The sequence below is a fragment of the Dolichospermum circinale AWQC131C genome (assembly GCF_000426905.1).
Classification (GTDB): Bacteria; Cyanobacteriota; Cyanobacteriia; order Cyanobacteriales; family Nostocaceae; genus Dolichospermum; species Dolichospermum circinale.
Genome location: NZ_KE384597.1, coordinates 1,898 through 28,377, shown reverse-complemented (window position 1 = coordinate 28,377; position 26,480 = coordinate 1,898). Strand labels below are relative to the sequence as shown.

21 protein-coding genes and 1 pseudogene are annotated in these 26,480 nt (G+C 38.9%); 14 read left to right on the top strand and 8 right to left on the bottom strand.

The annotated features are described in order from the left end of the window. The first annotated feature begins 244 nt into the window (after nucleotides 1-244). Nucleotides 245-634, top strand: coding sequence for a hypothetical protein (locus ACIR131C_RS0105375; protein WP_028089370.1), 390 nt, complete (start codon nucleotides 245-247; stop codon nucleotides 632-634). 138 nt (nucleotides 635-772) lie between these two features. Here ACIR131C_RS0105375 and glgP read toward each other — a convergent pair whose 3' ends face one another. Next, a complete protein-coding gene (glgP, locus tag ACIR131C_RS0105370) occupies nucleotides 773-3,337 on the bottom strand; it encodes an alpha-glucan family phosphorylase (RefSeq protein WP_028089369.1) in 2,565 nt (854 codons plus the stop codon). Nucleotides 3,338-3,624: 287 nt separating this feature from the next. On the opposite strand from glgP, the gene ACIR131C_RS21980 reads away from it, so the two are divergent. From ACIR131C_RS21980 to ACIR131C_RS0105355, 5 genes are all read left to right on the top strand, one after another. Beyond that, complete coding sequence (locus tag ACIR131C_RS21980; RefSeq protein ID WP_231395396.1) at nucleotides 3,625-4,806, top strand: ABC transporter substrate-binding protein; 1,182 nt, start codon at nucleotides 3,625-3,627, stop codon at nucleotides 4,804-4,806. A gap of 9 nt (nucleotides 4,807-4,815) precedes the next feature. Continuing rightward, nucleotides 4,816-5,025, top strand: coding sequence for a hypothetical protein (locus tag ACIR131C_RS26605; RefSeq protein WP_231395395.1), 210 nt, complete (start codon nucleotides 4,816-4,818; stop codon nucleotides 5,023-5,025). Nucleotides 5,026-5,284: 259 nt separating this feature from the next. Then, on the top strand, nucleotides 5,285-6,208 hold the full coding sequence (locus ACIR131C_RS0105360) for a DUF4351 domain-containing protein (RefSeq protein ID WP_028089368.1): 924 nt from the start codon (nucleotides 5,285-5,287) through the stop codon (nucleotides 6,206-6,208). A 660-nt stretch (nucleotides 6,209-6,868) separates the two neighbouring features. Beyond that, nucleotides 6,869-6,985 carry a photosystem II reaction center protein I gene (locus ACIR131C_RS24310; RefSeq protein WP_071604835.1) on the top strand — a complete coding sequence of 39 codons (117 nt, stop codon included), beginning with the start codon at nucleotides 6,869-6,871 and terminating at the stop codon, nucleotides 6,983-6,985. 106 nt (nucleotides 6,986-7,091) lie between these two features. Beyond that, complete coding sequence (locus tag ACIR131C_RS0105355) at nucleotides 7,092-9,446, top strand: DUF3769 domain-containing protein (protein ID WP_028089367.1); 2,355 nt, start codon at nucleotides 7,092-7,094, stop codon at nucleotides 9,444-9,446. Here the strand turns inward: ACIR131C_RS0105355 and ACIR131C_RS0105350 are convergent. From ACIR131C_RS0105350 to ACIR131C_RS0105325, 6 genes are all read right to left on the bottom strand, one after another. After that, nucleotides 9,443-10,378: a LysR family transcriptional regulator gene (locus ACIR131C_RS0105350; protein WP_028089366.1), complete on the bottom strand. Its 936-nt coding sequence runs from the start codon at nucleotides 10,376-10,378 to the stop codon at nucleotides 9,443-9,445. The two genes, ACIR131C_RS0105355 and ACIR131C_RS0105350, sit on opposite strands and share 4 nt — an antisense overlap. Before the next feature lie 213 nt (nucleotides 10,379-10,591). Further along, complete coding sequence (locus ACIR131C_RS0105345) at nucleotides 10,592-11,998, bottom strand: family 2B encapsulin nanocompartment shell protein (protein ID WP_028089365.1); 1,407 nt, start codon at nucleotides 11,996-11,998, stop codon at nucleotides 10,592-10,594. A gap of 150 nt (nucleotides 11,999-12,148) precedes the next feature. After that, nucleotides 12,149-13,546, bottom strand: a complete 1,398-nt coding sequence (locus ACIR131C_RS0105340) for a family 2B encapsulin nanocompartment shell protein (protein WP_028089364.1) — start codon at nucleotides 13,544-13,546, stop codon at nucleotides 12,149-12,151. 52 nt (nucleotides 13,547-13,598) lie between these two features. Continuing rightward, nucleotides 13,599-15,863, bottom strand: a complete 2,265-nt coding sequence (locus tag ACIR131C_RS0105335) for a family 2 encapsulin nanocompartment cargo protein terpene cyclase (RefSeq protein ID WP_028089363.1) — start codon at nucleotides 15,861-15,863, stop codon at nucleotides 13,599-13,601. Between the two features lie 469 nt (nucleotides 15,864-16,332). Further along, entirely contained in the window at nucleotides 16,333-17,307 is a 975-nt protein-coding gene (locus tag ACIR131C_RS0105330; protein WP_028089362.1) for an Npun_F2552 family protein, read from the bottom strand. Nucleotides 17,308-17,493: 186 nt separating this feature from the next. Continuing rightward, a complete protein-coding gene (locus tag ACIR131C_RS0105325; protein WP_028089361.1) occupies nucleotides 17,494-18,096 on the bottom strand; it encodes a DUF3318 domain-containing protein in 603 nt (200 codons plus the stop codon). 74 nt (nucleotides 18,097-18,170) lie between these two features. Between ACIR131C_RS0105325 and ACIR131C_RS0105320 the strand changes: the two genes are divergently transcribed. From ACIR131C_RS0105320 to ACIR131C_RS0105300, 5 genes are all read left to right on the top strand, one after another. Further along, nucleotides 18,171-18,416 carry a hypothetical protein gene (locus ACIR131C_RS0105320; protein ID WP_028089360.1) on the top strand — a complete coding sequence of 82 codons (246 nt, stop codon included), beginning with the start codon at nucleotides 18,171-18,173 and terminating at the stop codon, nucleotides 18,414-18,416. A 119-nt stretch (nucleotides 18,417-18,535) separates the two neighbouring features. Beyond that, nucleotides 18,536-19,216 (top strand): 2-C-methyl-D-erythritol 4-phosphate cytidylyltransferase, encoded by a 681-nt coding sequence (ispD, locus tag ACIR131C_RS0105315; protein WP_028089359.1) that lies wholly within the window; start codon nucleotides 18,536-18,538, stop codon nucleotides 19,214-19,216. A gap of 87 nt (nucleotides 19,217-19,303) precedes the next feature. Next, nucleotides 19,304-19,843 (top strand): SMC-Scp complex subunit ScpB, encoded by a 540-nt coding sequence (gene scpB, locus ACIR131C_RS0105310; protein WP_028089358.1) that lies wholly within the window; start codon nucleotides 19,304-19,306, stop codon nucleotides 19,841-19,843. A gap of 95 nt (nucleotides 19,844-19,938) precedes the next feature. Continuing rightward, on the top strand, nucleotides 19,939-20,283 hold the full coding sequence (locus ACIR131C_RS0105305) for a DUF760 domain-containing protein (RefSeq protein ID WP_028084418.1): 345 nt from the start codon (nucleotides 19,939-19,941) through the stop codon (nucleotides 20,281-20,283). Between the two features lie 200 nt (nucleotides 20,284-20,483). After that, the gene (locus tag ACIR131C_RS0105300; protein WP_028089357.1) at nucleotides 20,484-21,362 is read left to right on the top strand and encodes a LysM peptidoglycan-binding domain-containing M23 family metallopeptidase; all 879 of its coding nucleotides are present in this window, start codon (nucleotides 20,484-20,486) and stop codon (nucleotides 21,360-21,362) included. A 107-nt stretch (nucleotides 21,363-21,469) separates the two neighbouring features. On the opposite strand, the gene ACIR131C_RS0105295 is transcribed toward ACIR131C_RS0105300, so the two are convergent. Beyond that, a complete protein-coding gene (locus ACIR131C_RS0105295) occupies nucleotides 21,470-21,700 on the bottom strand; it encodes a hypothetical protein (RefSeq protein WP_028089356.1) in 231 nt (76 codons plus the stop codon). A 241-nt stretch (nucleotides 21,701-21,941) separates the two neighbouring features. Between ACIR131C_RS0105295 and ACIR131C_RS0105290 the strand changes: the two genes are divergently transcribed. From ACIR131C_RS0105290 to ACIR131C_RS24305, 3 genes and pseudogenes are all read left to right on the top strand, one after another. Then, nucleotides 21,942-24,353 (top strand): DUF1574 family protein, encoded by a 2,412-nt coding sequence (locus tag ACIR131C_RS0105290; RefSeq protein ID WP_028089355.1) that lies wholly within the window; start codon nucleotides 21,942-21,944, stop codon nucleotides 24,351-24,353. Between the two features lie 216 nt (nucleotides 24,354-24,569). Next, nucleotides 24,570-26,048 (top strand): MBOAT family O-acyltransferase, encoded by a 1,479-nt coding sequence (locus ACIR131C_RS0105285; protein ID WP_028089354.1) that lies wholly within the window; start codon nucleotides 24,570-24,572, stop codon nucleotides 26,046-26,048. Between the two features lie 177 nt (nucleotides 26,049-26,225). Further along, a pseudogene (locus ACIR131C_RS24305) lies at nucleotides 26,226-26,480 on the top strand (photosystem II q(b) protein); the annotation flags it as partial.

The window sequence follows — 26,480 nt, the reverse complement described above, 5'->3', positions numbered from 1 at the left end:
CGCTTGCGGGGAGGGGGTTGGGGGTGGGGTTCTTGTACCTCATAACATCGGGAAGTGCTGTAAATCTCTATCTCGATATCCTGAGTTTGCGGAATACAAAGAAAACTCTGGTTTGTTCTTCCCTAAGTTATTTAATTCTAGAATTTCTCAGGAAGAAGAAACTACAGCATAAGCATAATGTAAATGATTTTGCTTGTTAGTAAACACACAATCAGATAACTTAAGATTTGTCAAAGCAAAGATTATGAACTACAAAGCTATCATTTTATCAACAATTTTGGGAATTTCTACACCTGCAATTATTGATATGGCCATTCCTAATCAAGCCATAGCTGTAAAAAAGTTTGATTATCCAGCGGGTGAATTTACGGATAAAGATTGGAATGTGACTTTAGGTTTTACAAATAATTCTTATTACTATTATGGCGAAAACCGTCAAAGTAATTCTAATATCAGTTTATCTGGTGCTGTCGCTTCTGGAACTAAACAACGTCAAATATACACTTGGAATAATAATGGTACAAAATATCAAGTAATTTGGAAACCAAGTCATCCCAAATTTATTCGTGTTCAGGTAATTGATTCCCAAGGTAAAATAATCTTAAATCGTCTACTTCAATCTGTTAGAAATTAGAGTTTTTTTGATTAAATATCACCTGAATTTACATCGAGTTAAAAACTATTGGTTAAAAACTATTGGTTAAATTTATGTGCTAATGTTTAACAGTTTTTGTAGAGACGTTTTATATCACATCTCTACATTGTTATGTGCTTATTCAGCCCAAGCGATTAATCTGGGTTCGTAAGGACTAGAAAGGTATTTATTGCGAGGTAAAACGCGCAAAGACAAGCCCTGTAAACCAGAGGTAGTGTAAGTGATATTTGCTGTATAAACACTTAAATTCTCTGGGTTTTGTCCTTGATAATCCATTACAACAGGTACGGCATTAACAATATCCCCATGGGCATCTATAGAACCTTGATATAGTTCTACTTGCACATCATTGTTACTCAAAGTTGCTAAATCAACTTTAGCTTTGACGGCTACGGTTTGATTAACTTTAATGTCTGATGCTACGGATACCTCAAGATCCTTAATTCTGATACTAAACCAGTGTTCACCTAATCTCTCTCTCCAAGACGCTAATTCCTTGGCTGGGGCATAATTGTCAACAGTTAAGGTATGATAGCGATCGCTGGCTGGGAAATAGGCTCTGACTGCATATTCTCGCACCATCCGGGCTGTATTAAAAAATGGACAATTCAAGCGAATTGCATCTTTCATTTTTGCTACCCAGGGACGAGGCAAGCCATCACCATCACGATGATCATAGAATAAAGGGGTAACTTCTTTTTCTAGTAACTCATAAAGGGCGTTAGCTTCTATTTCGTCTTGGTAATTAGGATCTTCGTAATTTTCTCCATGGCCAATAGCCCACCCGGTGCGGACATAATCAGCTTCGTCCCACCAACCATCAAGTACACTTAAATTGGGTAGTCCATTCATAGCGGCTTTCATACCACTTGTACCGGAGGCTTCTCTAGGACGACGGGGAGTATTTAACCAAATATCACAACCTGCTACCATTAAACGAGCGATGTGAATATCGTAGTTGGGGACAAATACTACCTGTTTTTCTAAATGGTGTTCTCGGATAAAGTGATTGATATCCCGAATCAATTCTTTACCAGGGATATCTTTGGGGTGAGCTTTTCCAGCAATTACAAACTGGACTTTGCGATGTTTATTACCGAGTAATATCCGTTTGATACGTTCTAAATCACGCATCCACAAGGTAGCCCGCTTATAAGTAGCAAAGCGACGAGCAAACCCAATTGTTAAAACGTTAGGATCAAGCACTTCCTGGGCTTGGGCAATATCGGAAGCGGATGCACCGCGATCGCGCAGATGTTTAACTAAATGTTCCCTAACGTACAATACCATATCTAAACGGCAGCGTTCATGATTCCGCCACAATTCTTCATCGGGAATTGCATCCATTCGTTCCCATAATTGGTTATCTGGTGGTGCTGATGACCAATTTGGACCGAGATAGCGATCGTACAATTCTTGAGTAGATTTAGCTACACAACTACGGGCGTGAACACCGTTAGTAATAGCGGTAATTGGCACTTCGTCCACAGGAACTTTTTGCCACAACCCCTGGAACATTTGTCGAGAAACAACGCCATGTAATTGTGCTACACCGTTAGAGAATGTTGCCATTTTCAGGGCTAATACTGCCATACTGAAGGGACTGGACAAATCACCAGTATTTTCTCGTCCTAGACCTAAAAACTGCTCCTTTGGTAAACCAAAGATATCTGCATAATAGCCCAAATAATGCAATATCTTATCAGGAGAAAATAAATCAATACCTGCGGGGACTGGTGTGTGAGTAGTGAAGATATTACTAGAACATACCACCTGTCTAGCTTGTCTGTAACTCAGTCCTGCTTCTTGAATGAGAATGCGAATGCGTTCCAAAGCCGAGAAAGCAGCATGGCCTTCATTCATGTGGTAAGCAGTCACTTCATACCCCAAGGCCTTGAGCATTTGTACACCACCTATACCCAGCATAATTTCTTGGTGGATACGCATATCTATATCACCACCATACAACTGATCGGTGATATCGTGATCATAAGCCTTGTTAGGTTCGATATTGGTATCAAGCATATACAGAGGTACTGTTCCCACTTGTACACGCCATACTCGTGCATATACCTTGCGTCCTGGATAGTCTACCGCAATTCGTAGTTCTGAACCATCGGCATTGCGCTCCAAATGCAAAGGCATATTATAGAAGTCATTGATAGGATAGCGCTCTTGTTGCCAACCATCAGCATTAAGATATTGGGCAAAATATCCCTGTTGATACAATAAACCGACACCTACTAAAGGTAAACCCAAATCACTAGCTGATTTTAAATGATCACCCGCTAATACACCTAAACCACCAGAATAGACAGGTAAGCAATCTACTAAGCCAAATTCAGCGGAAAAATAGGCGTAACATTCTTTTTGCGGCTGCTCTCTTTGCTTTTTATACCAAGTCCGCTCCTGCAAATAATCTTCTAATTGCCTTGCTGCTCGGTCTACTTGCGCTAAAAAGCCGTCATCTTCGACAACTTCTAATAGTCGCTTTTGACTGATAGTTCCCAACATTAAGACTGGGTTATGATGGCTTGATTCCCATAAATCGGGGTCTAAACGGCGAAATAGGTCTTTACTCTCTACATTCCAATCAAAATGGAGATTATAGGCTAGTTTCCGCAGGGGTTCTAGTCTAGAAGGTAGTGAAGGAGATACGTTAAAAGTGCGAATTGGCTGCATGGTTTAAAAAAACTTATTTGTGCGGCTATGGTTATTGTTTACTGTTTTTACTTAATGTTGCCAACTCTTTATACTATGTTTGTCAACTTTCGATGACTTTGTTAACAATTGATAATTATTGAATTGCTGAATAAGCATTACACTTATAGCTTGTCTGAGTCTACTGGGTTTGTACTGATTTTACCAAAATTTTACTAAAATTTAATTATGTGCTGTTTATATAGGCAAAATGGCAACATATCGGTATGCACTGAAATATAAATCCAAAACATAGCTAAAAAGCGATTATGAATCATCAAAATGAAACAAAACTGCTGGTTTTTTCCCTGCTGTTTACGACAGCGTTGCTAGGCTTGGGCTTGTGGTTGTGGAATCAATTCACAGACGGCATTCCTGATAAAGCAGCTAATGTTTCCCCCGAATCTGATTCTACACCAGGGCGAATCAGTTTAGGTGAGAAGATTTTAATTACTGATCAAATCAACTCTGACAAGGAAAGAGGAGTACAAGCCTTTGCTCAGGGTAATTTTGATGCTGCTAGAACCAATTTTCAAGCATCTTTACGCCAAAATCAGAATGATCCAGAAAGTTTGATTTATCTCAATAACTCCCTGGACAATAGTAGTAAATATATCAAAATTGCCGTGAGTGTACCCATCGGCGGAAATCTCAATGTAGCCAAAGAGATTCTGCGCGGTGTGGCTCAGGCTCAAGATCAGGTAAATCGTAATAGTGGCATTAATGGTAAACTTTTGCAAGTAGCGATCGCTAATGATGATAATGATCCCACCCAATCCCAAAAAATAGCCACGCAATTTGTCAAAGATTCCAGTATTCTGGCTATAGTTGGACATAACGCCAGTAATGCTTCCATTGCGGCTGCACCAATATATCAGCAGGGAGGACTAGTGATGATTTCTCCTACTAGTTTCGCTCAAAATCTCTCTGGTATTGGTAGCTATATATTTCGCACAGTCCCCAATATTAGTTCCCAGGCCGAACCTCTGGCTGTTTATACCCTCAAAACTGCCCGTAAAACTAATATTGCCTTATGTTTAGATTCCAAATCTATTGATAATCAATCTTTTAAAGATGAGTACGCTAAAAATAGCGTAGCTGGTGGCGGTAAAATTAATCCCACCAAGTGCGATTTTTCTGCCCCTGATTTTAACTCTACTACAATAATTTCTCAATTAATTAGTAGTGGTGCTGATGGGTTGGTATTAGCTCCCTATGTTGGTAGAATTAACCGCGCTTTAGAACTAGCAGCAGCAAATCAAGGTAAATTAGCGCTGTTTGGTAGTCCGACATTATACACCTTTCAAACATTAGAATCAGGGAAATCTGATGTTAATGGTATGGTTATTACTGTACCTTGGCACCCAAAAGCCATTCCTGGTAATCCTTTTCCTGAACAAGCTAGAAAACTTTGGGGCGGAACTGTGAATTGGCGTTCAGCAACAGCCTAGTATGCAACTATGGCGATCGCTAAAGGTTTACAACAAGGTTATACCCGTGAAGCATTACAAAAGGTGCTACATAGTCCAGATTTCTTTGTCAATGGTGCTACAGGCAAGATTGAATTTCAAGAATCTGGTGATATTAAAGGTAAGGCAATATTGGTCAAAGTGCAACCAAGTAAAAACTCAACTGCTAACTATGACTTTTTCCCGTTGCAGGGAAAATAAATAGTGGCATGATGTTATTAACCATTTGAATTTGTTGGTTGGGTTTGACTGCGTTCTACCCAACCTGCGGGACTTTTTTGATCATGTTTTCATAACTTTGCTAAGAATTGTTTCCATTTAATTAATGTCCCCAGCGAGTGGGGACCCCTCAATTTTAAACCCTTACCCAGCAATGTGTCCAGAGACAGTTTCCGATAGCAGCGATCGCCATTACCCCAAAAATGTTAAATTAATATATGTATTAGTAAAGGTCGAATAAATGACGAGATTTATACATGACCAATTCGCCAAAGATTATTTAGAAGAACTGCTAAAACCTTATGGAAAAGTAGAAGCGCCCAGTCATGTATCTGGAGAAGCACGAGAAATAGACGTATTATTTACACCATTTCTTGAACAAAAAGCGGATATAGCATCATTAGGGTTATTAGGTAAACTAGCCACCACACTAGCCATATTTGAACCATTTCGCAACCCAGCCTCAACAGAAGAAATATGTGATTGTCTATTAAAATCATTAGAAGTTAGAGGTGCATTAAAACGAGAAGCAAAACGTAATGCAACCAAAATAGCAGAAAGTAATTTTCCTAAATTATGGATTCTCACACCCACAGCGTCTAAGAAACTGCTATCAGGATTTCATGGTACATTGGAATCAGATTCTTTACCAGGAATATACTATTTACCAGAGTCTTTCCGTGCAGCAATTATTGTCATTCATCAATTATCACCTGTTCCAGAAACATTGTGGTTAAGACTTTTGGGAAGAGGAACGGTACAAAAACGAGCAATTGATGAATTAGCTGCGTTACCATCAAATCAGCCTTATGTGAAAATCACATTAGAATTACTTTACAACCTGCAACAGAACTTGAGAATAAATCAAAGTCCAGAAATAGAAGCAGAAGATAGGGAGTTGATTATGAGATTAGCACCACTTTACCAACAAGAGCGAGAACTCGCTAGACAAGAAGGACTACAAGAAGGAGAACAACGAGGACTACAACAAGGAGAACAACTTCTGATTATCCGTCAGTTAAATCGCCGCATTGGTACAATGGACTCATCATTGATTCAACAAGTCCAAAAATTACCTGTTGCACAACTAGAGGAATTAGGAGAAGCCTTGTTAGATTTTACCTCAGTTACAGATTTACAAACTTGGTTACAATCTGTTAGCTAATCTTTTTCAAAAGACCATTTATGATGTTTTCATGACTTTATGAAGAATTGAAAACTTTTTGATTTTCCCGCCGAAAATTGGGATTAGGGGCTTGACAATTGATTTTGAATTTGTTATCATGGACTTGATAAGGAAGAACTATCTTCAAATTCTATTTAATAGACATAGGCCGAGTTTAAAGATGCTTGACATAAAACCCTTGTAGTAGAGACGTTCCATGGAACGTCTCTACTTTTTTGGAGATGTCTATTGAATTGTGCAGAACCGCTTACCATCATGGAGGCGGTTGTTTTTTGGCATAAACAGACGAGATATGAGAGTTTTCGACAAAATTTTGTAAAGCTTTGCAAAAAAAGACAAGTCTTCACCCTGGTAATATACTGAGATACAGCTTAATTAAAACACGACTACTAAGGATTTATCTTCTTTAATTTGTAGGTTGGGTTGAGGTACGAAACCCAACACAGTCTATAAGTATATGACATTTAATGTTAAGGTACGAAACATAACACAGTCCATAAGTATATGACATTTAATATTGGGGTTTGACTGCGTTCTCCCCAACCTGCGGAACTGCTGTTCCCTATTCCCTCGCCAAAGGTACAAGATATAGGTAAGATAAATTAGTTGCTATTTACCAAACCTCCGGGAGTTAGTTCTATGTTGAGTTTAAAAATTGCTGTTTATATCGTTGTCGGCTTGTTTGTGAGTATCTTCATCTTCGGGTTTTTGTCTAATGACCCAGCCCGTAACCCCGGTCGTCAAGACTCAGAATAAATATACAACAAATCACCTTTAGTGGCCGGAAGGTAGAAACAGGCTAATATGTAATTCAACCTTCCGGCTACTTTTTGCTTTTTGATCAGCTTAATTGCCTCAAAATATGTTTCATCCAGCCCTTCCACCTCAGCCACCGCCAAATCTTGTATCGTCAAAACCTGTTTCTGATCTCGCTGCTACTGCTGTTATTCAGGTAAAAAATGATCAACAAAAACTGATCATTGATGGTAAAAAACAACAAGATCAGTATCAATCAACTACCAAGCCAAGCAATGATTCTCCGTTATCCCAACTAGAAAAATCATCTGGGGAATTTTCCATAATTCAAGGTCAAAAACGCAAAATTATTTATAATATAGCCGGACAGCAGGTTGTAACAGAAACATCAACACCTCCGGTAGAAAAAAATTATGTAAATTTACAGGAATCAGCGGGAAAGGTTGATCTATTGGTTGGTGAAAAGACACCATCGTTACCAGTACAAAATCTGATTGAATTTAAACTGCGTAATCCTCAAGATCAGTCAAAACCTGGTAATTTAGAAGTTCCTCCATTACCGCAAATTTCAGAAGCAGAGAAAATATCACCGCAAAAAACAAGAATTGTCGAGGTAATTGCTGATCGCCAGGAGTATGATCAAGAAAGGCGAATTGTTACTGCTGAGGGTAATGTAGTAGTCAGATTTGATGGTGCAGTAATTGATGCTGATACCCTACGTATCAATTTAGATAATTCGATTGCTGTGGGGGAGGGTAATGTGGCTTTAACCAGGGGTAATCAGATATTCCAAGGACAACGTTTTACTTATAATTTTATTCAAGATAGTGGTGATCTAGAAAACGGTAAAGGTGAACTTTATATCCCTACCACAGCAACGGATTTTGCTTTTTCCCCAACTCTCCCTACAGATATTACTCCAGGTGGTGTACCTAGTCGTCCTTTGAGTTATCGGCTTCGCGCTAATCAACCCCTCACTGGTGTTAATAGTCCCGGAGGAATAGAATTTGGTGTTAGTGGTCAATCAGACGCGCGAAATGTTTCTGTACCTAAATCTGGTGGTGTCCTCAAGCGGTTACGATTTGAAGCCCAATATATTGAATTTTATCCCCGTGGTTTTCAAGCTCAAGATGTGAGAATTACTAATGACCCTTTTTCACCCCCAGAATTGGAAATCAGGGCGGCTAAGGTGACTGTGACACGAGAAGCACCTTTAATAGATAGGGTTACTACCCAGGGTCAAAAGTTAGTTTTTGATCAAAAGGTTGTTGTTCCTATCCCTGTGAATAGTCGCAAAATAGACCGTCGGCCACGACAGGTAAATCCCACTATCGTTTCTGTGGGTTTTGATAATGGTAAACGCGGTGGTTTGTTTATAGAACGGGCTTTTGAACCAATTAATAATGATCAGACTCGCTGGACTATTACACCCCAGTTTTATGTACAAAGGGCTATAGAAAATGGTGGTAATGTGGCCAATTTATTTGGTGTAAATACTAAACTGAATGCTGTTTTGAGTCCTAAAACTGTTGTGGAAGGTACGGGAGAGTTAACTAGTTTTGATTTTGATCGCGTCGAAGATACTTTACGCGGGAGTTTGCGATTACGCCAAAGTTTGGGTAATGTTAATCCTTATACATTAAGTTTAGAGTCTAGTTACCGCGATCGCCTTTATAATGGTAGTCTTGGATATCAGACCGTACAAAGTAGTATAGGTGGAATTATCACGTCTCCGATCCTTCCTTTAGGAAAAAGCGGTATAAATCTTAGTTATCAGGGTGGCGCACAGTACATAAATTCTAACACAGACCGTCAGAATTTACTCTCACCACTACGTAAAAATGATCGCATTTCTTTAAGTCGTTTCCAGGGTAGTGTTAGCTTGAGTAATGGTATCAAATTGTGGGAGGGTAAACCTTTACCAGCTACAGCCAAAGAGGGATTAAAATATACATCTAATCCTGTAGTACCGTATTTACAAGCGATCGCTGGTATCACAGGAACTACTAGTTATTATAGTAGCGGTGATAACCAAAGCACTGTCACTGGTACTATTGGTTTAATCGGCCAAATTGGCCATTTTTCCCGTCCTTTCTTAGATTATACTGGCTTTAATGTCAGTTACTCCCAAGGCACTAATAGCGGTTTATCACCCTTTCTTTTTGACCGTTCAGTTGATAACAAAGTTCTTAGCGCTGGTATTTCTCAGCAAGTTTATGGACCTGTTCGCTTAGGTTTACAAACATCCGTTAACCTAGATACATCAAAAGAAATCAGCACCGATTATACATTAGAATATAGCCGTCGTACTTATGGTATCACCCTTCGTTATAATCCAGTGCTGCAATTAGGTGGTTTTAGTATCCGTATCAGTGATTTTAATTGGACAGGTGGTACAGATCCATTTGCTAATGGACAAGTTAAACCAGTGGTTGGTGGTGTAGTCCGTGAGGAAAATTAGGCTTCAGCCGAATTATAATCTGGAATTAAACCACCTTGTTCGGTAATTTTTTTCGCTGCATCTAAAAGATACTCATAATAGGTGTGAGCAATAATGGATAATTGCTTACCAGCAGGATAAACCATATACCAATCCCGTTTAATTGGAAAATTTTGGACATCTAAAATGCTAAATTCCGCAGCGTCGGTTAATAATGTATGACGGGATAATACAGAAATACCTAAACCACCAGCGATAGCTTGTTTAATCGCTTCATTACTTCCCAATTCCAACTTAACTTTGACCTTGACTCCATGTTTCTCAAGCAGACTTTGGACGGCGCTGCGAGTCCCTGAACCTGGTTCACGCATAATAAACCGTTCTTCACCCAAACATTCTATAGGAATATTTTTTTCCTTCGCTAAAGGATGATTAGCGGGTGCAAAAACTACCAAGGGGTTTTCTAAAAATGGCTGGAAATTGACATCAAAATGATCAGGAATTTGACTCATAATATACAAGTCATCCAAATTATTCATCATCCGATCTAAAATCAGTTCATGATTTGTAACTTGGAGAGAAATATCAATCCCAGGGTAAAGCTGACAAAAAGGACCCAACAATCTAGGAATAATATACTTAGCAGTAGTAATTACCGCTAGTCTTAACTGTCCTTGTTTTAATCCTTTTAAATCAGCAACAGTCATTTGAAACTTATCCATAGTCTCAAAAATTTGCCGACAAGTAGCAAATAATTCCCGTCCTGCCTCCGTCAAGTATAAACGCTTTCCCACCTGCTCAAATAATGGCAGACCTACCGATTTCGTTAGCTGTTTGATTTGCATGGAGATAGTAGGTTGAGTCAAAAACAACTCCTCAGCAGCACGCGTAAAACTACCATGCCGTGCCGCAGCCTCGAACACCTTCAACTGGTGCAATGTCGCTTGGTTCAAGGTTATTCCCCTCTGATAACAATTTATATATATACTACAGTATCACGTAGCAACAAGTTTTTTTAAGTGTTATTTATACAAATATTGTATAAAATCAATATGTTTAGTCAGTTCAGACAGGGAATTAATTCCCTATCTGATAGTTAAAATACCTTAAAAGCGGACGATTATGATGGTATTACTTAAGTATTTTAACTTAGCTTGATCATGAATTTATCGGCCAATTTCTACATTTTCAAGGATACCAAGTGCGTCAGGTACAAGAACAGCCGCGGAATAGTAGGTACTAATGAGGTAAGAAATAATCGCTTTTTCGCTGATACCCATAAATCGGACGGATAAACCAGGTTGGTATTCATCAGGGATACCAGTTTGATGTAGGCCAATGACCCCCTGATCTTGTTCTCCAGTTCGTAACACAAGAATGGAACTAGTTTGGTACTTAGTAATAGGAATTTTATTACAGGGAAGAATAGGTACACCGCGCCACGCTATTACTTTAGTACCATCTATTTCCATATTTTGCGGATAGATACGGAGGCGGTTACATTGCTTACTAAAAGCGGCAATAGTGCGAGGATGCGCTAAAAAAAACTTTGACTTTCTACGGCGAGTCAGCAGTTCATCTAAATCATCAGGGGTGGGCGGTCCACTGCGGGGATAAAGACGTTGTTTAAAGTCGGCATTGTGTAGTAAACCAAATTCACGGTTATTAATCAATTCATATTCTTGTCGTTCCCGTAATGCTTCGATAGTCAGACGCAATTGTTGTTCTGTCTGATTCATCGGTTCATTGTAAAGGTCAGCAACGCGAGTATTGATTCTTAAGATAGTTTGGGCAATACTTAACTCATATTCACGGGGTGATAGTTCATAATCAACGAAAGTAACTGGTAATTCAGTCTCTCCAGTATGCGCTGAAGATAAAGCAATAGCAGCTTCACCGTATTTATTCTGTGGCAATTGGGTACGGGCGACAATTTGATCAATATGAGCCTGTAACGCTTCCGACTGGTTAAGGACTTCCCTAAATGCTTGTTGTGATAGTGTTAATACAGTACATTGTGTAACAGCTTTAACTGTAAACTTCCACATACTTTGAGACTCTACTAAAATCTGATCACCAAAATGATCACCATCAGCTAACGCGTTTAAGAAAGGTTGCTCCTCATATTTAGCAATCCCGATTTTATTGACTTTACCATGGGCGATGAGAAAAAGCTGCTGGGCAGGCTGACCCGATTGTACTATAATCTCATCAGGTGTGAACTCTTGTTGTACAAAACGACTAGCTAAAGCCGTTAAGACTTGAAGATTATCAAATCCTCGCAGCAAGGGTAATTGACTAAGTTCTTGGGGAATTACTTGTACCGTTGCTCCTGTATTAGTGCAAGTAATTCTTCCATCACCTAAAGTATAAGTTAAGCGACGGTTGACTCGATAAGTTCCACCTTTGATTTGCACCCATGGTAACATCTTTAACAACCACCGTGAGGTAATTTCCTGCATTTGCGGTGCAGATTTGGTTGTTGTTGCTAAGTTGCGGGCGGCTGCTGTACTTAAACTTTGTTGAGGCTGTCTACCCTCAACATCCAAACCCGAATCATTAGAATATGTCATCTTATCCTCTAATCACTGACAAATATACTTAATAAAATGAGAGGTGAAGGTAATCAGACTTTGATCGATCAAAAATTACTGGATTTAACGCTGAAAATAGGGCGTAATTACCAATTAATTACCTTCACCTCTGAAAACTAATTAAACTAATTAGCGACCGATTTCCACATCTTCAAGAATGCCAAGTGCGTCTGGTACTAAAACTGCTGCGGAGTAGTAAGCTGTAATCAGGTAAGACATAATCGCCTTTTCACTGATACCCATAAAGCGCACAGATAAACTAGGTTGATATTCATCCGGGATACCAGTTTGGTGTAAACCGATAACGCCTTGTTTTTCCAAACCAGTGCGGAGCAGGAGAATAGAACTGGTACGGTTATTGCTAACAGGTATTTTATTACAGGGAAAAATAGGTACACCACGCCAAGCCGGAACTTGTTGTCCACCCATGTCAATGCTTTGTGGATAAATGCCCATACGGTTGCATTCACGAGCAAATGCAGCGATAGTCCGAGGATGAGCTAGGAAGAAACTGGGGTCTTTCCATACTGTAGCTAGTAATTCATCCATGTCGTCGGGAGTAGGTGCGCCTGTGCTACTGTAAATGCGTTGTTTGAGGTCGGCGTTATGAAGCAACCCAAATTCGGGGTTGTTGATCATTTCGTGTTCTTGACGTTCCCGTAATGCTTCCACGGTCAGACGCAATTGTTGTTCGGTCTGATTCATTGGTTCATTATACAAGTCAGCAACGCGAGTATTGATGCGTAAAACGGTTTGGGCGATACTTAAATCATATTGACGGGGTGAGAGGTCATAATCAACGAAAGTACCGGGTAAATCAGCCTCACCGCGATGTCCTGCTGATACATTAATCGCTGCTTCACCTTGTTCAGTTTGTGGTTGACTCAGGAGAGCGCGGAACTTGTCAACTTGACTTCGCAAAGCTTCAGATTGGTTAACGAGTTGTTCAAATGCACTTTGAGGTAATGCTAAAATGATACATCTTGTGACAGCTTTGAGCGTATACTGCCAGGTATCTTGGGATTCTACCAGAGATTCATCACCAAAATGATCACCATCAGCTAATACATCTAAAACCACTGGCTCGTCATATTTACCAAGACCAATTTTGTTAACTTTACCACGAGCGATCAGTAATACTTGATTGGCTTCTTGACCAATTTCCACAATTACGTCCCCCGCAGCAAATTCCTGTTGCACAAATTGGTTCGCTAAGGTGGTTAAAACTTCTATGTCTTCAAACCCTCTGAATAAGGGTAATTCCGTTAATTCTTGGGGAATTACTTGTACAGTTGATCCGGTGTTAGTAAAAGATACTCTTCCATCACCTACAGTGTAACTTAAACGACGGTTAACGCGATAGACACCGCCTTTTGTTTGTACCCATGGTAGTAGTTTTAATAACCACCGTGAGGTAATTTCCTGCATTTGCGGCGCAGATTTGGTGGTTGTCGCCAAATTACGAGCAGCTGCTGTACTTAAACTTAGTTGAGGTTGTTGATTTTCTGAATCGTTAGAGTAGGTCATAACTTAATTCTCCACTTTTTTAGTTAGTTAAAAAACACAATTTACCGCAAATTTACGGATTTTTACCCACGGAATTAGTTGCACCAACCAAGGATCTGATATGTGCAGCCGAAGTGCCAAACCCTGTCGGACCGTTGAGTAGTCGCACTATGGGGGAAGCACTATTACGCAATTCAAATTCTTTGTATCGGTCTACCTTTGTATGCCACTTAAGTACACCACACATCCACTGTTCTAATTTCTCAATGTATTTGAGTAGTTTCTCGCGGGTGTTTTTATCCAGGTTGAAATCGTCGAAAAGGGCTGGAAGTTCAGTCTCAACAATGTGTTGAAACTGTTGCGCCCGCGCTGTCATCAGATTATTAACAATCTCAACAGCTTTGAGAAGATCACAGTTCAGGAAATTCTGCACCACTAACACGCAGTTATGAATTTCGCCCTCAAATTCGATTTCTTTCTGATAAGAAAAAATGTCATTAGTGAAACAGGCAAAATCGGCGGCAGCATTTTCCAGCGATCGCATGGGTCGGCTATAATAAATCTGCATTGGTATTTCGCCGCCATGGGATAGTCTAGACAGACTCATGGTTAAATCAGATCCAAATGTCTTACGACGCATTTCAATATAGTCAATCGGATCTGGAATCCGATTTTGCGTCTGGTTAGCCAGTTCCCACACCCAACTATCAGTCATATCCTGAATAGCACGGCGAAATTCGGTACGTGCTGTGGAGGACATTGGTCCTGCGGTGCGAGACCAAATATCCGCCAACCCCTTTTCTACTGGATTAGTTGCTACAGGGGGTGTAGAATTATCTAGAGGCATAAATGCTGACAGTCGAGCATTAAAGACTTTTGCACCTGCCAAGTCGCGGTTATTACCATAGATTGCTGGGAAATAATCATCCGCATAAGTTCCCCAAACCAGCCAACAAGCTGTTAAATTTAGCTCATGCTCAGAACCATTTGGATGTATCCACGCACCGCATAAAGCCACGTCAGCAACATCAAACTTATGGTCATTCCAGATAAAAGCATCAGGAATCCCCGGTAATGATTCTAACATCCCCATCCGACGCGCCCATTCTTTGGAATGATTTCGTGCAGCATCCAAATTAGGATTTAAGGTGGTAGAGAAGGGCATATAAAACTTAGGCAGTTTTACTGGTCCTACAGTTTGATAGGGAACATGAGTAAAACTTTTAAACCTTCCCACACCCAAAGTAGTGGATAAGGATTCCAGCCGCGCGGCCGATGTTCCTAGCCCAGTCGGACCGCCAACAGTCACAGATGTACCTGAATTATCCGGCTCTTCCTTGTTCATATAGCGGCTTGACCTCATGTGCCACTCGTGACCACCAGATTGCCAATCCTGAAGTCCTTTAATGTAAAGGAGAACATTCACACGCTCTACTGGATCTACTCCGTACTCCTCAAAAAGAGAGGGTAATTCCGTGACAGCAGTGTTGTCAAATTGGTATAAACGGGAGTTGAGTAGTTCGTTAGTGAGGTTAGCGGCCTCTTGGGTACTCACATTCAAGAAACGCTCAACTACAAGCACACAGTTAGAATTTTCACCTTCCTCTTCCACCTCTCTTTGGTAGGAGAATAGATCATTGCGGAGATGTACACCATCAGCAAATGTGTCTTTTAAAACCCGCATGGGTCTAGTTGCCGCAATTTTAGCCGGAACTTCCACAAAGGCCGCGTGTTCGACTAAATCTGCTGACCAAGGTGCGCCCCCAACTTTCCGCCGCATTTCAATGTATTCAATGGGGTTAGCAATGCGATTTTGATTAATATTTGCTAGTTCCCACATTGACTCATCTAAAAGATTTTTGGTACTTTCAAAGAATCTTTGCCGCCATTCTACGGATTTAGTAAAGGCAGTACGAGACCACAAATCAGCTAAACCGCGCTCTACTGGGTTCGTGGGAAAGGGAAGGTTATCTTGGGGATAAATTGGCATAAATGCCGGTAGTCGGTCAAGATACTCCTTTGCCCCAATTAGATCCTGACTGCGCTTATAGATTTCCAGAAAGTGATCATCAAAAAAGAATACCCATACATACCAATCCGTTACCAGGTTCAACTCTGTTGAGGGCGTGTCTGGATGAGTATAAGAACAAAGTAAAGCATAGTCGTGAGCATCAAATTTACGTTCATCCCATATAGGCTCACCTTGGGACTCCTCTTTTGACCCAAGTATTCCCATTTCATAAGCCCAGGCTTTGGAATGCACTCGTGCCGCTTCCAGGTTTGGATTCAGCCGCGCTGGCCAAGGCATATAAAATGCTGGCAGTTTAAATGGTTGCATTGTCTGTCAGCCACATTGTGTTGGTTCACACATAACAACAAAATCATTATTTTAGATCCTGGATACTTTTTCAACAATCATTTACAAAAGTTAATTTAATAATACGTAATATTGGGACTCAGTTATTTAAAACCCTTTGACAGAGGGAAATTAATATGGGTTTAGTCGCAAGAACCAATGAAACTATAGGCATTATGCAATTCTTATTGAGAATACAGATTTTTGTCTAGTTTTTCAAAAGGCTTATTAATCAAGGATTTTAGAGATTTATCTCTGACCTGAATTTCAGCTTTACTATTCAAGTTATTTAATTTATACTCAATATTTTACCGTATATATTACATATTAGAAGCATAGAAATACTCCACTACAATAGACTTTAGTACGGATGAGTGGAGTATACTGCATAAATTCGGACAGTTTGTATCTTATTTAGATACTCCCAGAGTTAAAACTCAATTCAATGATACTAAGGAGTTTTTATATAAGCACTCATGGGTTCTTTGATAAATCGGATGTAAAGATGTCTAAAGGTAGATTTAATCACACGGGGCATGGCAAAATCTATAGGCATTAATTTGTCGGGTAATTGCCAATCTGTAATTTGTAGTAAATCAGGTGATAAATTAGGAAAGTGAATATCATTTAATTCTGGACATATTCCTAATCTTTGAGAAGCTGCAACTGTGGGAACTTGTGCGGGTGCAACCTGGAGAATTTCTAACATTGCTCTATCTAAAGCAAAGACATTACTAGAAGCTGCTAAAATTTCTAAATTCCGAGGTTCTCCACCACTAGGTCCATTACCTTCATGACCAATAATACCATCCAAAATTGTTAAAGTGGGATTAATTGCTCTGGCCGTTTTTACTAACATCTCACCGAATTTATTAGCATCTTTACCAGCTTCTAGATGCCACCAAGCTTTCATTTTACCAGGAACACAACCAAAGAGATTTTTTACTCCCAATGTCAGGGTTAATTGCAGATGAGATTTAACCTTGGGAAGGTTAATCACTACGTCTGCTGACATTGCTTCTTTTGATAAAAGTAAGTGATTGAAATTGTCATTTACTGTTTGATAACGTTTACCATGAAATTCAACCAGTGGTAAATTCAGTTCTGCTATTATTGGTAATAAACCATTGGCTATTGCTACACCTTTAGCACTACCAAAAGCAGGACTATCTCCTAAAAATGGGTTGCCACCAACTGCAATTACCATTTCAGCAACGGCACGCACTAATTCTGGTCTTGTGGTACATTCTTTTGTAGGCCGAGAACCTGTGAGCAGGTTAGGTTTGAGTAAAACCCGATTTCCTGGTTTGACAAAAGCAGCCATTCCCCCTAAAGGTTCTAGCAGTATTTCCAAAGATTCTTTTAAAGCTTCTTGTTCGTAGGATTTGGCACGAATTAGACTAACAGATGGTTTTGAAATTTCCATGGGTAATAATATGCGTAATAATTTACTGACATGATTATAATATAAACCAAATGACTAAAAAATTTTAGATTTTAGATTTTAGATTTTAGATTGGGAATTTTTGGTACAAGCCTCGCCGCTTCAGGACGCAACTAATCCAAGTTTCGCCAATCTAAAATCCTCAATCTCCACACTTTAATACTTCTTCTATTGATAATTTTTAGGGATAGCAACTGGCGATAAACCGGCAATTACTTTTAAGTTTTGACAACGAATTAATTCACTAAAATTCAGTCCAGAACGCTCTTCTATTTTTGCTACGGCTTCAATGGCCGTTAACAAATGTTCGGAGGCTTCGGTTTCTGAATAACCTCGTCTTTGGGCAATACGAATAGCCGCTATATCAGCATTTAATTCTGATGCCTGAGATCTATTCCTGCGCCAAATCTGTATCGCAGCTAAAGCAGTTAATCCCCCAGATATTACCACACCTACTACATCAGACTGCACCGCCTCCACTATTCCTCCTATAAAGCCCGCTAAAACTACTCCTTGATAAATATTAGGTTGTAACCATTTTACCCCTGTTAACCAGCAAACCGTCTGCAATAGCAGTAAATCCCGTTGGGGTTTTGTTAACCGTCGCCACAAATCAAAATTAATATATATCGGTCTTGATTGACTTAAAGGCAGGGGAAAGGCAGCATCTATTACCTGTTGTTGTTCTGGTTTACTGACGATTTTCGTCATCATTCGCCCAGAAGCAGGCATGACATCCAATAAACGACGAATTTCAATATTTGACTCCATAGCATCCATTATTAGTCATAATTATCTATATTCAGTGGCTATTAAGATTACACTTTATTACACTTTATATTGATATGGACGCTTTTGATCCTCATCCGCCAGAATGGACAAATCGGGCAACTCACGCCTATGAGTTTCATTGTCCTAAATGCCACGCCAGTAGTCGAGAGGCTGTTAATGTCTGGTTAAATAGGCGATCGCCTGTAACTACCGCAGATCGTCGTCGTAAATGGCAAGAATTTTATCATTGTCATTGCGGTTATGTCTGGTGGGCTTGGAGTAATGATCGACCACCAACAAATTTATCTGCGGAAAAATGATTTTGATCTGAGTATCCCCGACTTCTCAAAGCAGTCAGGGATCTATCTTAACCAGAACTTTAATGCAACATTTTAATTTAATCTAAATTTAATCTATTAGTTAAATATTTAGGAAAGTTGTGCATTTACTAATTCCCGCAGCCGGAAGTGGCAAAAGAATGGGCGCAAACCGTAATAAACTTTTATTGCAGGTACGTTCAAAACCTTTGATTGCTTGGACTTTGTTAGCCGCAGAAGCCGCAAGTTCTATTAGTTGGATAGGAATTGTTTCTCAATCTGCCGATTGGGATGATTTTAAGTCCATTATCGCTGACTTAAAGCTGAAAAAAACAATAGCATTAATTCCCGGTGGTGCTACTCGTCAGGAGTCGGTTTATAATGGTTTACAGGCATTACCAACTAATGCGGGACAAGTATTAATTCATGATGGCGCTCGTTGTTTAGTAACACCAAATTTATTTGATGCTTGTTCGGATGCAATTCTACATTGTTCTGGTTTAATTGCGGCTGTACCTGTTAAAGATACGATTAAAGTTGTTGATGAGAATGGTATTATTACAGGCACACCAGAGCGTAAACAATTATGGGCAGCTCAAACTCCCCAAGGGTTTGATGTTAATTTGTTAAAACAGTGTCATGCTGAGGGTATTCGTCAAGGTTGGGAAGTTACTGATGATGCGGCTTTGTTTGAAAAATGCGCTATGGAAGTGCGAATAGTTCCTGGGGAGGAGACTAACTTGAAAATTACCACTCCTCAAGATTTAGCGATCGCTGAATTTATACTTAGTCATAGGGAATAGGTAAGAGGTAAGAGTTTTTTCTAGTGACTAATTTACAAATCTAAAATCCAAAATCTAAAATCCAAAATCCAAAATCCAAAATTCTGAATGGTCAAGAATATATCTATAGCCACAACGATAGAAGCGATTCTTTATTTAAAAGGTAAACCCTTATCTATCAGTGAAATTGCTGAATATGCCAAGTGCGATCGCCCCAGAGCAGAAGCGGGGGTTATCGAACTAATTGAGAATTATGCCCGCAGGGATACGGCCTTAGAAGTCATAGAAACTGAACATGGTTATAGTTTACAACTGCGCTCTGATTTTCATGATTTAGTACAAGTTCTGATACCAGTAGAATTGGGTGTAGGGGCTTTAAGAACATTAGCAGCGATCGCTCTTCATAATCCCATATTACAAAGCGAATTAATTAACATCCGTGGTTCTGGTGCTTATCAGCACGTTCAAGAATTAGTAGAATCTGGTTTTGTTCGTAAACGCCGAGAAAGTGATTCTCGTTCCCATTCCCTGCAAATAACGGCAAAATTTCATCAATACTTTCAAATCGAACAACTTCCCCAGATTTTGACAACTCCAGAAAAAGAACAACAACTAGAACTGGATTTAGAGGATAGTCCAACTGGGTAGCATAGCATACATTTTCCCTATTACCCGTAAAAAATCCGCTAGTTTACTAATATGGTTTAGAGTAGAATTAGCAGTTAAGCTAATATAAATCGCCAATGGTGTTTGATCCTGACTTTTTGCATGACGACTCTGAGCAACACCCTAATCAACTTCTGAATGATCGCTTTGGGGACAACCCCAATCAATTACTTAAATACTTACAGCATCAATCTCCCGAAGTTTTAGCCCGTGTCGCCCAATCTGTCAGCCCGGAAATTAAACAAATCATTTCTCAGAATGTCCAAGGACTAGTAGGAATGATGCCGCCAGAGCATTTTCATGTCCAGATTACAACAGATCGGGACAATCTAGCAGGGCTACTAGCCTCGGCAATGATGACGGGCTATTTTCTTCGCCAAATGGAACAGAGAATGCAATTGGAACATTTATCTAATCAATAGTCAATCCCACAGGCGTGTTTATTCATGCCTGTCTTTCTATACATGGTAGTTCTAAGTACCATGATATCACTGATGACAATTTGCTCTAACCGCTGCAAACCTCTCTCCCCAATGGACAATAGATATAGGCAAAATCTTTATCCTATCTTTAAGAATCCCCAACTAAAATCTAAAAATTAGCGATTTGTGGACTTGTTTACATGAAATTTTCCTATTGTTCACTTTGTTTTTTCACATTTTTTAGCACGTTGGGATTATTATCTACACAGCCGCAATCACAAACTGCCAATGCTCGTCCCAATTGTCCAATTCCAGTTTTAGCTCGTATTCAACCTCATCAAGTAAGTCCTGGTGAAACTTTAGCAGCTATAGCCAGTCGCTATCATCTAGCACCAGAAACAATTATTGCTATGAATCCATCCGTGAGCAAGGGCGTGGTAACTGCCGGAACAATACTACAAATTCCCCCTTTTAACGGTATGGTTGTGGAAATTCCTGCCCGTCAAAGTTGGCGACAAATAGCATCTAAGTATCAAGTTCGCCCGGATACGGTATTTGAAATTAATGGTTGTCAGAAAAACCCTAAATTTGTCTTTTTACCAGTAATTCCAGGTGTAAAATTTGCCGAAAATGTAGTGACAAAAACTGACACAACCGGGAAAAGTGTTAGTAAAATTACTGGTTATCCTCTCCCTAATACTACAAGTGTGACATTAGGTTATGGTTGGAACTATCACCCCGTGACAAAGGAGGCTGTTTTTCACAGTGGTGTGGATTTATTAGCACCTGTAGGTACTCCTGTGGTAGCGATCGCTCCTGGAATCGTCGTTTTTGCCAAGGAACAGGGTAGTTATGGTAAGTTAGTCATTATTAACCATGCAGACGGTTTACAAAGCCGTTACGCCCAACTTGAGGGCATTAAAGTTACTCTAGGTCAAAAGGTCAATAAAGGCGATATTCTGGGAACAGTTGGAACTACAGGACAACCTACTTCTATTCAACCCCATCTTCATTTTGAAATCCGTGTTAACGGGTTTCTGGGTTGGGAAGCCAAAGATCCCAAGGGATTTTCAATTTAAACTCTGTCCATTTTCAAACATCGAGTTTTTCACAAGTTATTGCTGATCATTAACACAGGTGAATTTCACGATACCATTGGAAATTTTTGAGGTATAAATTTCTAATCCTAGTTTAATTTGTGATCCTCTGGAAAACTGAGGACAGGCAAGCGATCACCGCGAAATAATTCTTCACTTGCCTCTCCCAGGCTTACTAAAGCCTCACTAGTGGCTTTCTGAGCCATGAGTAATATCAGTATAGATACTGTACCAGCTTGCAAAAAACAAGACATAGGAATGGTAAATGGAATTAAATTTAATCTGGGTTGAGAAAAGAACTGTTGGTTTCCAAGTGACATTGTAATTCTTGATAGTTAGTAAATGAATAAATTTTTTGAGCTTTTTTTCGCGCTTTTTCCCAGTTTCTAACTTAATAGCATTATCTTTGTATTTTTGTCAATTTTGCCAGCCGTCCAGGTAACGAAATTGTAAAAAAACCACTAACGTGCGATAATCCTATAGTTATGGCTGAAGTTATAGCTGACAATTAATTACAGGCAAAATCCTTCAGTACACCTTTTTTGTTAAATTTCACTACCCATGAAAACGGTATTATTTAAATTACTTAATCGTCAAAAATTTTTAGTGCCATCGGTAACTCATTTAATCAATATAAATACTTGCGTAATCAAAGTGAGATTATTAGATAATGACCTCTATATTCTCCATGAAAGTGTTGAGTGTTCACAAGGTTGGCAAAGCTTGTTGGAGTTATTGCAACCACTAGAAGAAAACAATGTAGACAGCCTGACTAATGATCATCAATCCTCAAGATACCAAGTATTAGTTTATGGTCGCAAACAAGGTGAAGACATTCCCCAATGGTGTTATAGATTGTACTTAAATCAACTGCATCAACATTTAGAACAGGTAGAAAAATCATTATTTGCAGGGACAGAAACACCCATAGACTTAGATGGTTCACTAATGATCACAAATGAGAGTTTGGCACACCAAAGAGATACAAAGCCAGATTGGCTATCGCACCTCAATTTGTCACCTTCAGAGGTGATGTTAAAACCATGGGATGATTGGGGAAATGTGCCAGCGATCGCTAGAATGTTGAAAACATCTACTATTCACGTGATGCTAATTCCCACAGAAGATTTATTGCATATAATCTGTCATCATCCCATTTATTCTACACTCTATCAAGCCTCTAGGAAATTTACTCAATTCATTATCCGCGAACTGCAAATTTCCGCTATTAGTGGTTTTTCTCTTTATGCTCGTCGGCTTGCCGATAAAGAACTTCTATGGTTTCATGAACTTAATATGGTAGAACGTTCCCGACTAATCCCCGCAGAGACATTAAAATCTGCTGCTACACCTGAATATGTAAGTTATCAGATTACTTATCAGACTCGTGAACCAATTCCATACCCTGATTCAAGAAGTGAGCAAGTACAAAATTTAGGCAAAAAAATAGGAAAAAATTGGGCAGCAAGGCTCAATAAAAAAATCAAACAATTACTTTTAAACAGCCAATTATTTATAACATTTAATCAGGACACAAATCAAAACCTTAATCATAAAGATCATAAAGGAATTGGTGGTGGTATGATTTGGCTGGGATTAGGATTACTTCTAGCTTTACAAAGTGATTTGATATTAAGTTATATCTTAGCACGTTCTCTTAAAAGTTATCCCCAAGTTAGTGTTAGTAACAAAATGGTTTCACCTTTACCTCTAGCATCTCAGTCACCAACAAGACCAGTTTCAAACCAATCAGTAACACCAGAATCAATTAATCGTCATCAATCTACTTTTAATGCTTCTGGATTTATCAATGATCATGATACTAATTTCTCAGTTGCACCATCAAAAGAAAACGCCGCCGCTACAGCTATTCTATTAACAACCAGATCACAAATTCCCAGTTTTAATGCTAGGCAATTAGATGATCAATTAGCCCTATATAAACAGCGGTTAGCTATGAAAAAACGCCCACCTGATGTCTTAATTGTTGGTTCTTCCCGCGCTCTCAGAGGAGTTGACCCCATAGCCCTTTCTAAGGCTTTAGTCAGCCAAGGCCATAGCAATCTTGATATATTTAACTTTGGCGTTAATGGAGCAACAGCCCAAGTCGTTGACTGTCTGATTCGTCAGATTTTAGAACCTGAAGAACTCCCCAAACTGATTTTATGGGCTGATGGTTCTCGCGCTTTTAATAATGGAAGACAAGATATTACTTTCAATGCAATTGCTGTCTCACAAGGATATAAACAAATATTACAGAAAACTAGAACAAGAGTAAGTCCCGATACAGTAAATAAAAATAAAGAAGGTTTTCTAGTAAATATTACCAATAAATCAGCCAGGAAATATATTAACATCTATCAAGCGGCTGACAGTTGGCTAAATCAGTCTTTATCTGGATTATCTGCTAGTTATAAAAACCGTGAACAAATTAAAACTCTTCTGCAAAAAAAATTTGAAAATCTACCTTTTATTTATCAACATCCCCAGGTTAAATCAAAAGTTAACCTCACAAGTTATTCCGCAATAACTAATTCTGTACAAGGAGTTGATTATGATGGATTTCTACCTATATCTGTTCGCTTTAATCCGGCTACATATTATCAACAATATCCAAAAGTTTCTGGAGATTATGACAATGATTATAAATCTTTCCAGCTTGCAGGTAAACAAGATCAGGCCTTTCGTTCAGTGTTAGAGTTTACTAAAAAAAATAATATCTCCTTGGTATTTGTAAATATGCCTCTAACTTCAGATTATTTAGATCCGGTTCGCATAAAGTATGAACAGCAGTTTCAAACGTATTTATTGAAATTTACAACTGATCCTCATTTTATTTACCGTGATTTAAGTCAACTATGGCCAACAGCAAGTAATTACTTTTCTGACCCCAGTCACATTAACCGTTATGGTGCTTATCAAGTTTCAAAAAAGTTGGCTCTAGATCCAATTATTTCCTGGACAAAAAAGTAATTAAATGGGAAAATAGTAAGGTGTATTATCTTATTTTTCCTCTGTGAATAATTCAAAACTATCAATAATTATAGCAATAATATTTGATTTTTGATAGCCTGCATGGCGTAGCCATACAAAACTCAGTAGGTATCAATTCTGTCTTTCCTGTTCCCTGTTCCCTGACCACACAAGTAAATTCACAGAATCAAACCCGATTCCTATAGTAATTAAGCAATGAAATTCATATCAATTTTGTATGGGATTTTTCTGTTAAGTGTTTTGGTAATTTACTGGAATGTTTATTTAGCAAATTTTAGATTATGGATTCTCTTAATAGCCAGTATTCTGTTTTACTCATCTTTGCACATTCGATATTTACCATTACTTTTAATACTAACTTTTATCAACTTCCGCTTAGGTTTAGGAATTAGCAATAATACCTCATCAAATAAGCATTTTCAAAACTCGCATTTATCTGAAGAGGAATTACATCAAAATCGGCGAAATCTATTATGGATTGGTATAGTTTTTAATCTTTTAATTCTCTTAGGTTTTAAGTATATCAATCATCTACAAAATTTATTCCTTCATCTGTTTAATCACTCAGATGGATCATTCACTAAAATAGTTTCTCCCTTGGGAATTTCTTTTTTTACATTTGAATGTATCGCTTATTTGATAGATGTCTATCGTGGTGATCCTGCTGCGGCTAATTTTATAGAATTTGCTACATATAAATTATTTTTTGCTAAACTTATTTCTGGACCAATTACTCGTTATCGTCATCTCGAATTTCAATTCAATACACTGCAATTTCCTAGTATTGATAGGATGGCTGAAGGACTGTGGTTAATTGCGCAAGGTGCAGTTAAAAAAGGAATTTTCGCTGATAATCTCGGCATATTTGTTGATTTATGTTTTGGTAATTTACAAAGAGCAGGTAGCACTGATTTATGGTTAGCTACTTTTGCTTATGGACTACAGTTATATTTAGATTTTAATGGTTACGTAGATATTGCTCGTGGTAGTGCTTTACTGTTCGGTTTAGTTTTACCAGAAAATTTTAATTTCCCCTACTTTAGTACCAGTATTTCAGATTTTTGGCGACGTTGGCACATTACATTAGGTGATTGGTTGCGTCATTATCTTTACTTTCCTTTAGGTGGTTCTCGACGCGGATTGATACGTACCTGCGGAAATCTATTGATAGTAATGCTATTGGCTGGGATTTGGCACGGTTCAGCCTGGGGTTTTATTGTTTGGGGTATATTCCATGGTATCGCTTTAGTAGTTCATCGTCTCACATCTGTTTTAAGCGATCGCTTGACAATTCTTAACCTATTTTGGCAAAACCCAATAGGAATAATCTACGCTTGGCTGTTAACACAAATCATGGTTTTCACGTCTTGGATTTGGTTTCGTCTCCCCAACCTCCAAGACTCTAGTTTAGTTATGCAGCATCTTTGGGGTTATCCTGCTGATCAACAATTTGCGGAAAAGGTTTATACAGAAGCTCTCAATAGCAGTCAATCTCAAATTTTTTACTTATTAGCAAATATAACTCTGCTCATGACTGTATCATATAGCCTGGAAGGAAGGATGAAATTAGATTTTAGCTGGCCAATGAAGATCGTTCTCGTTCCCTTATGCTTTTACGCAGTTTGGTTATTAGCTCCTCAAGGGAGTTTACCTTATATCTACTTTGATTTTTAGAGAAATTATCTGCTCGCATCAAGTTCTTGTATACCTCATTACATCAGGAAAACATATAACTGACATAACTAATACTAATTTTAATTATCTTTACAAATTTCAATTTATCCTTTAATGTAGTATTCAGGTAGGCAAAACAACCTACTAAACATCATACGAACATAAAGCACTCATAAAATGACCACCACCTTACAACAGCGCCAAAGCGCCAACGTATGGGATCGCTTCTGCGAATTCATCACCAGCACCGACAACCGCCTATACATCGGTTGGTTCGGAGTATTGATGATCCCTACCCTGTTAGCTGCTACAACCTGCTTCATCATTGCTTTCATCGCTGCTCCTCCCGTTGACATTGACGGTATCCGTGAGCCAGTTGCAGGTTCTTTACTATACGGAAATAACATCATTTCCGGCGCAGTAGTTCCTTCC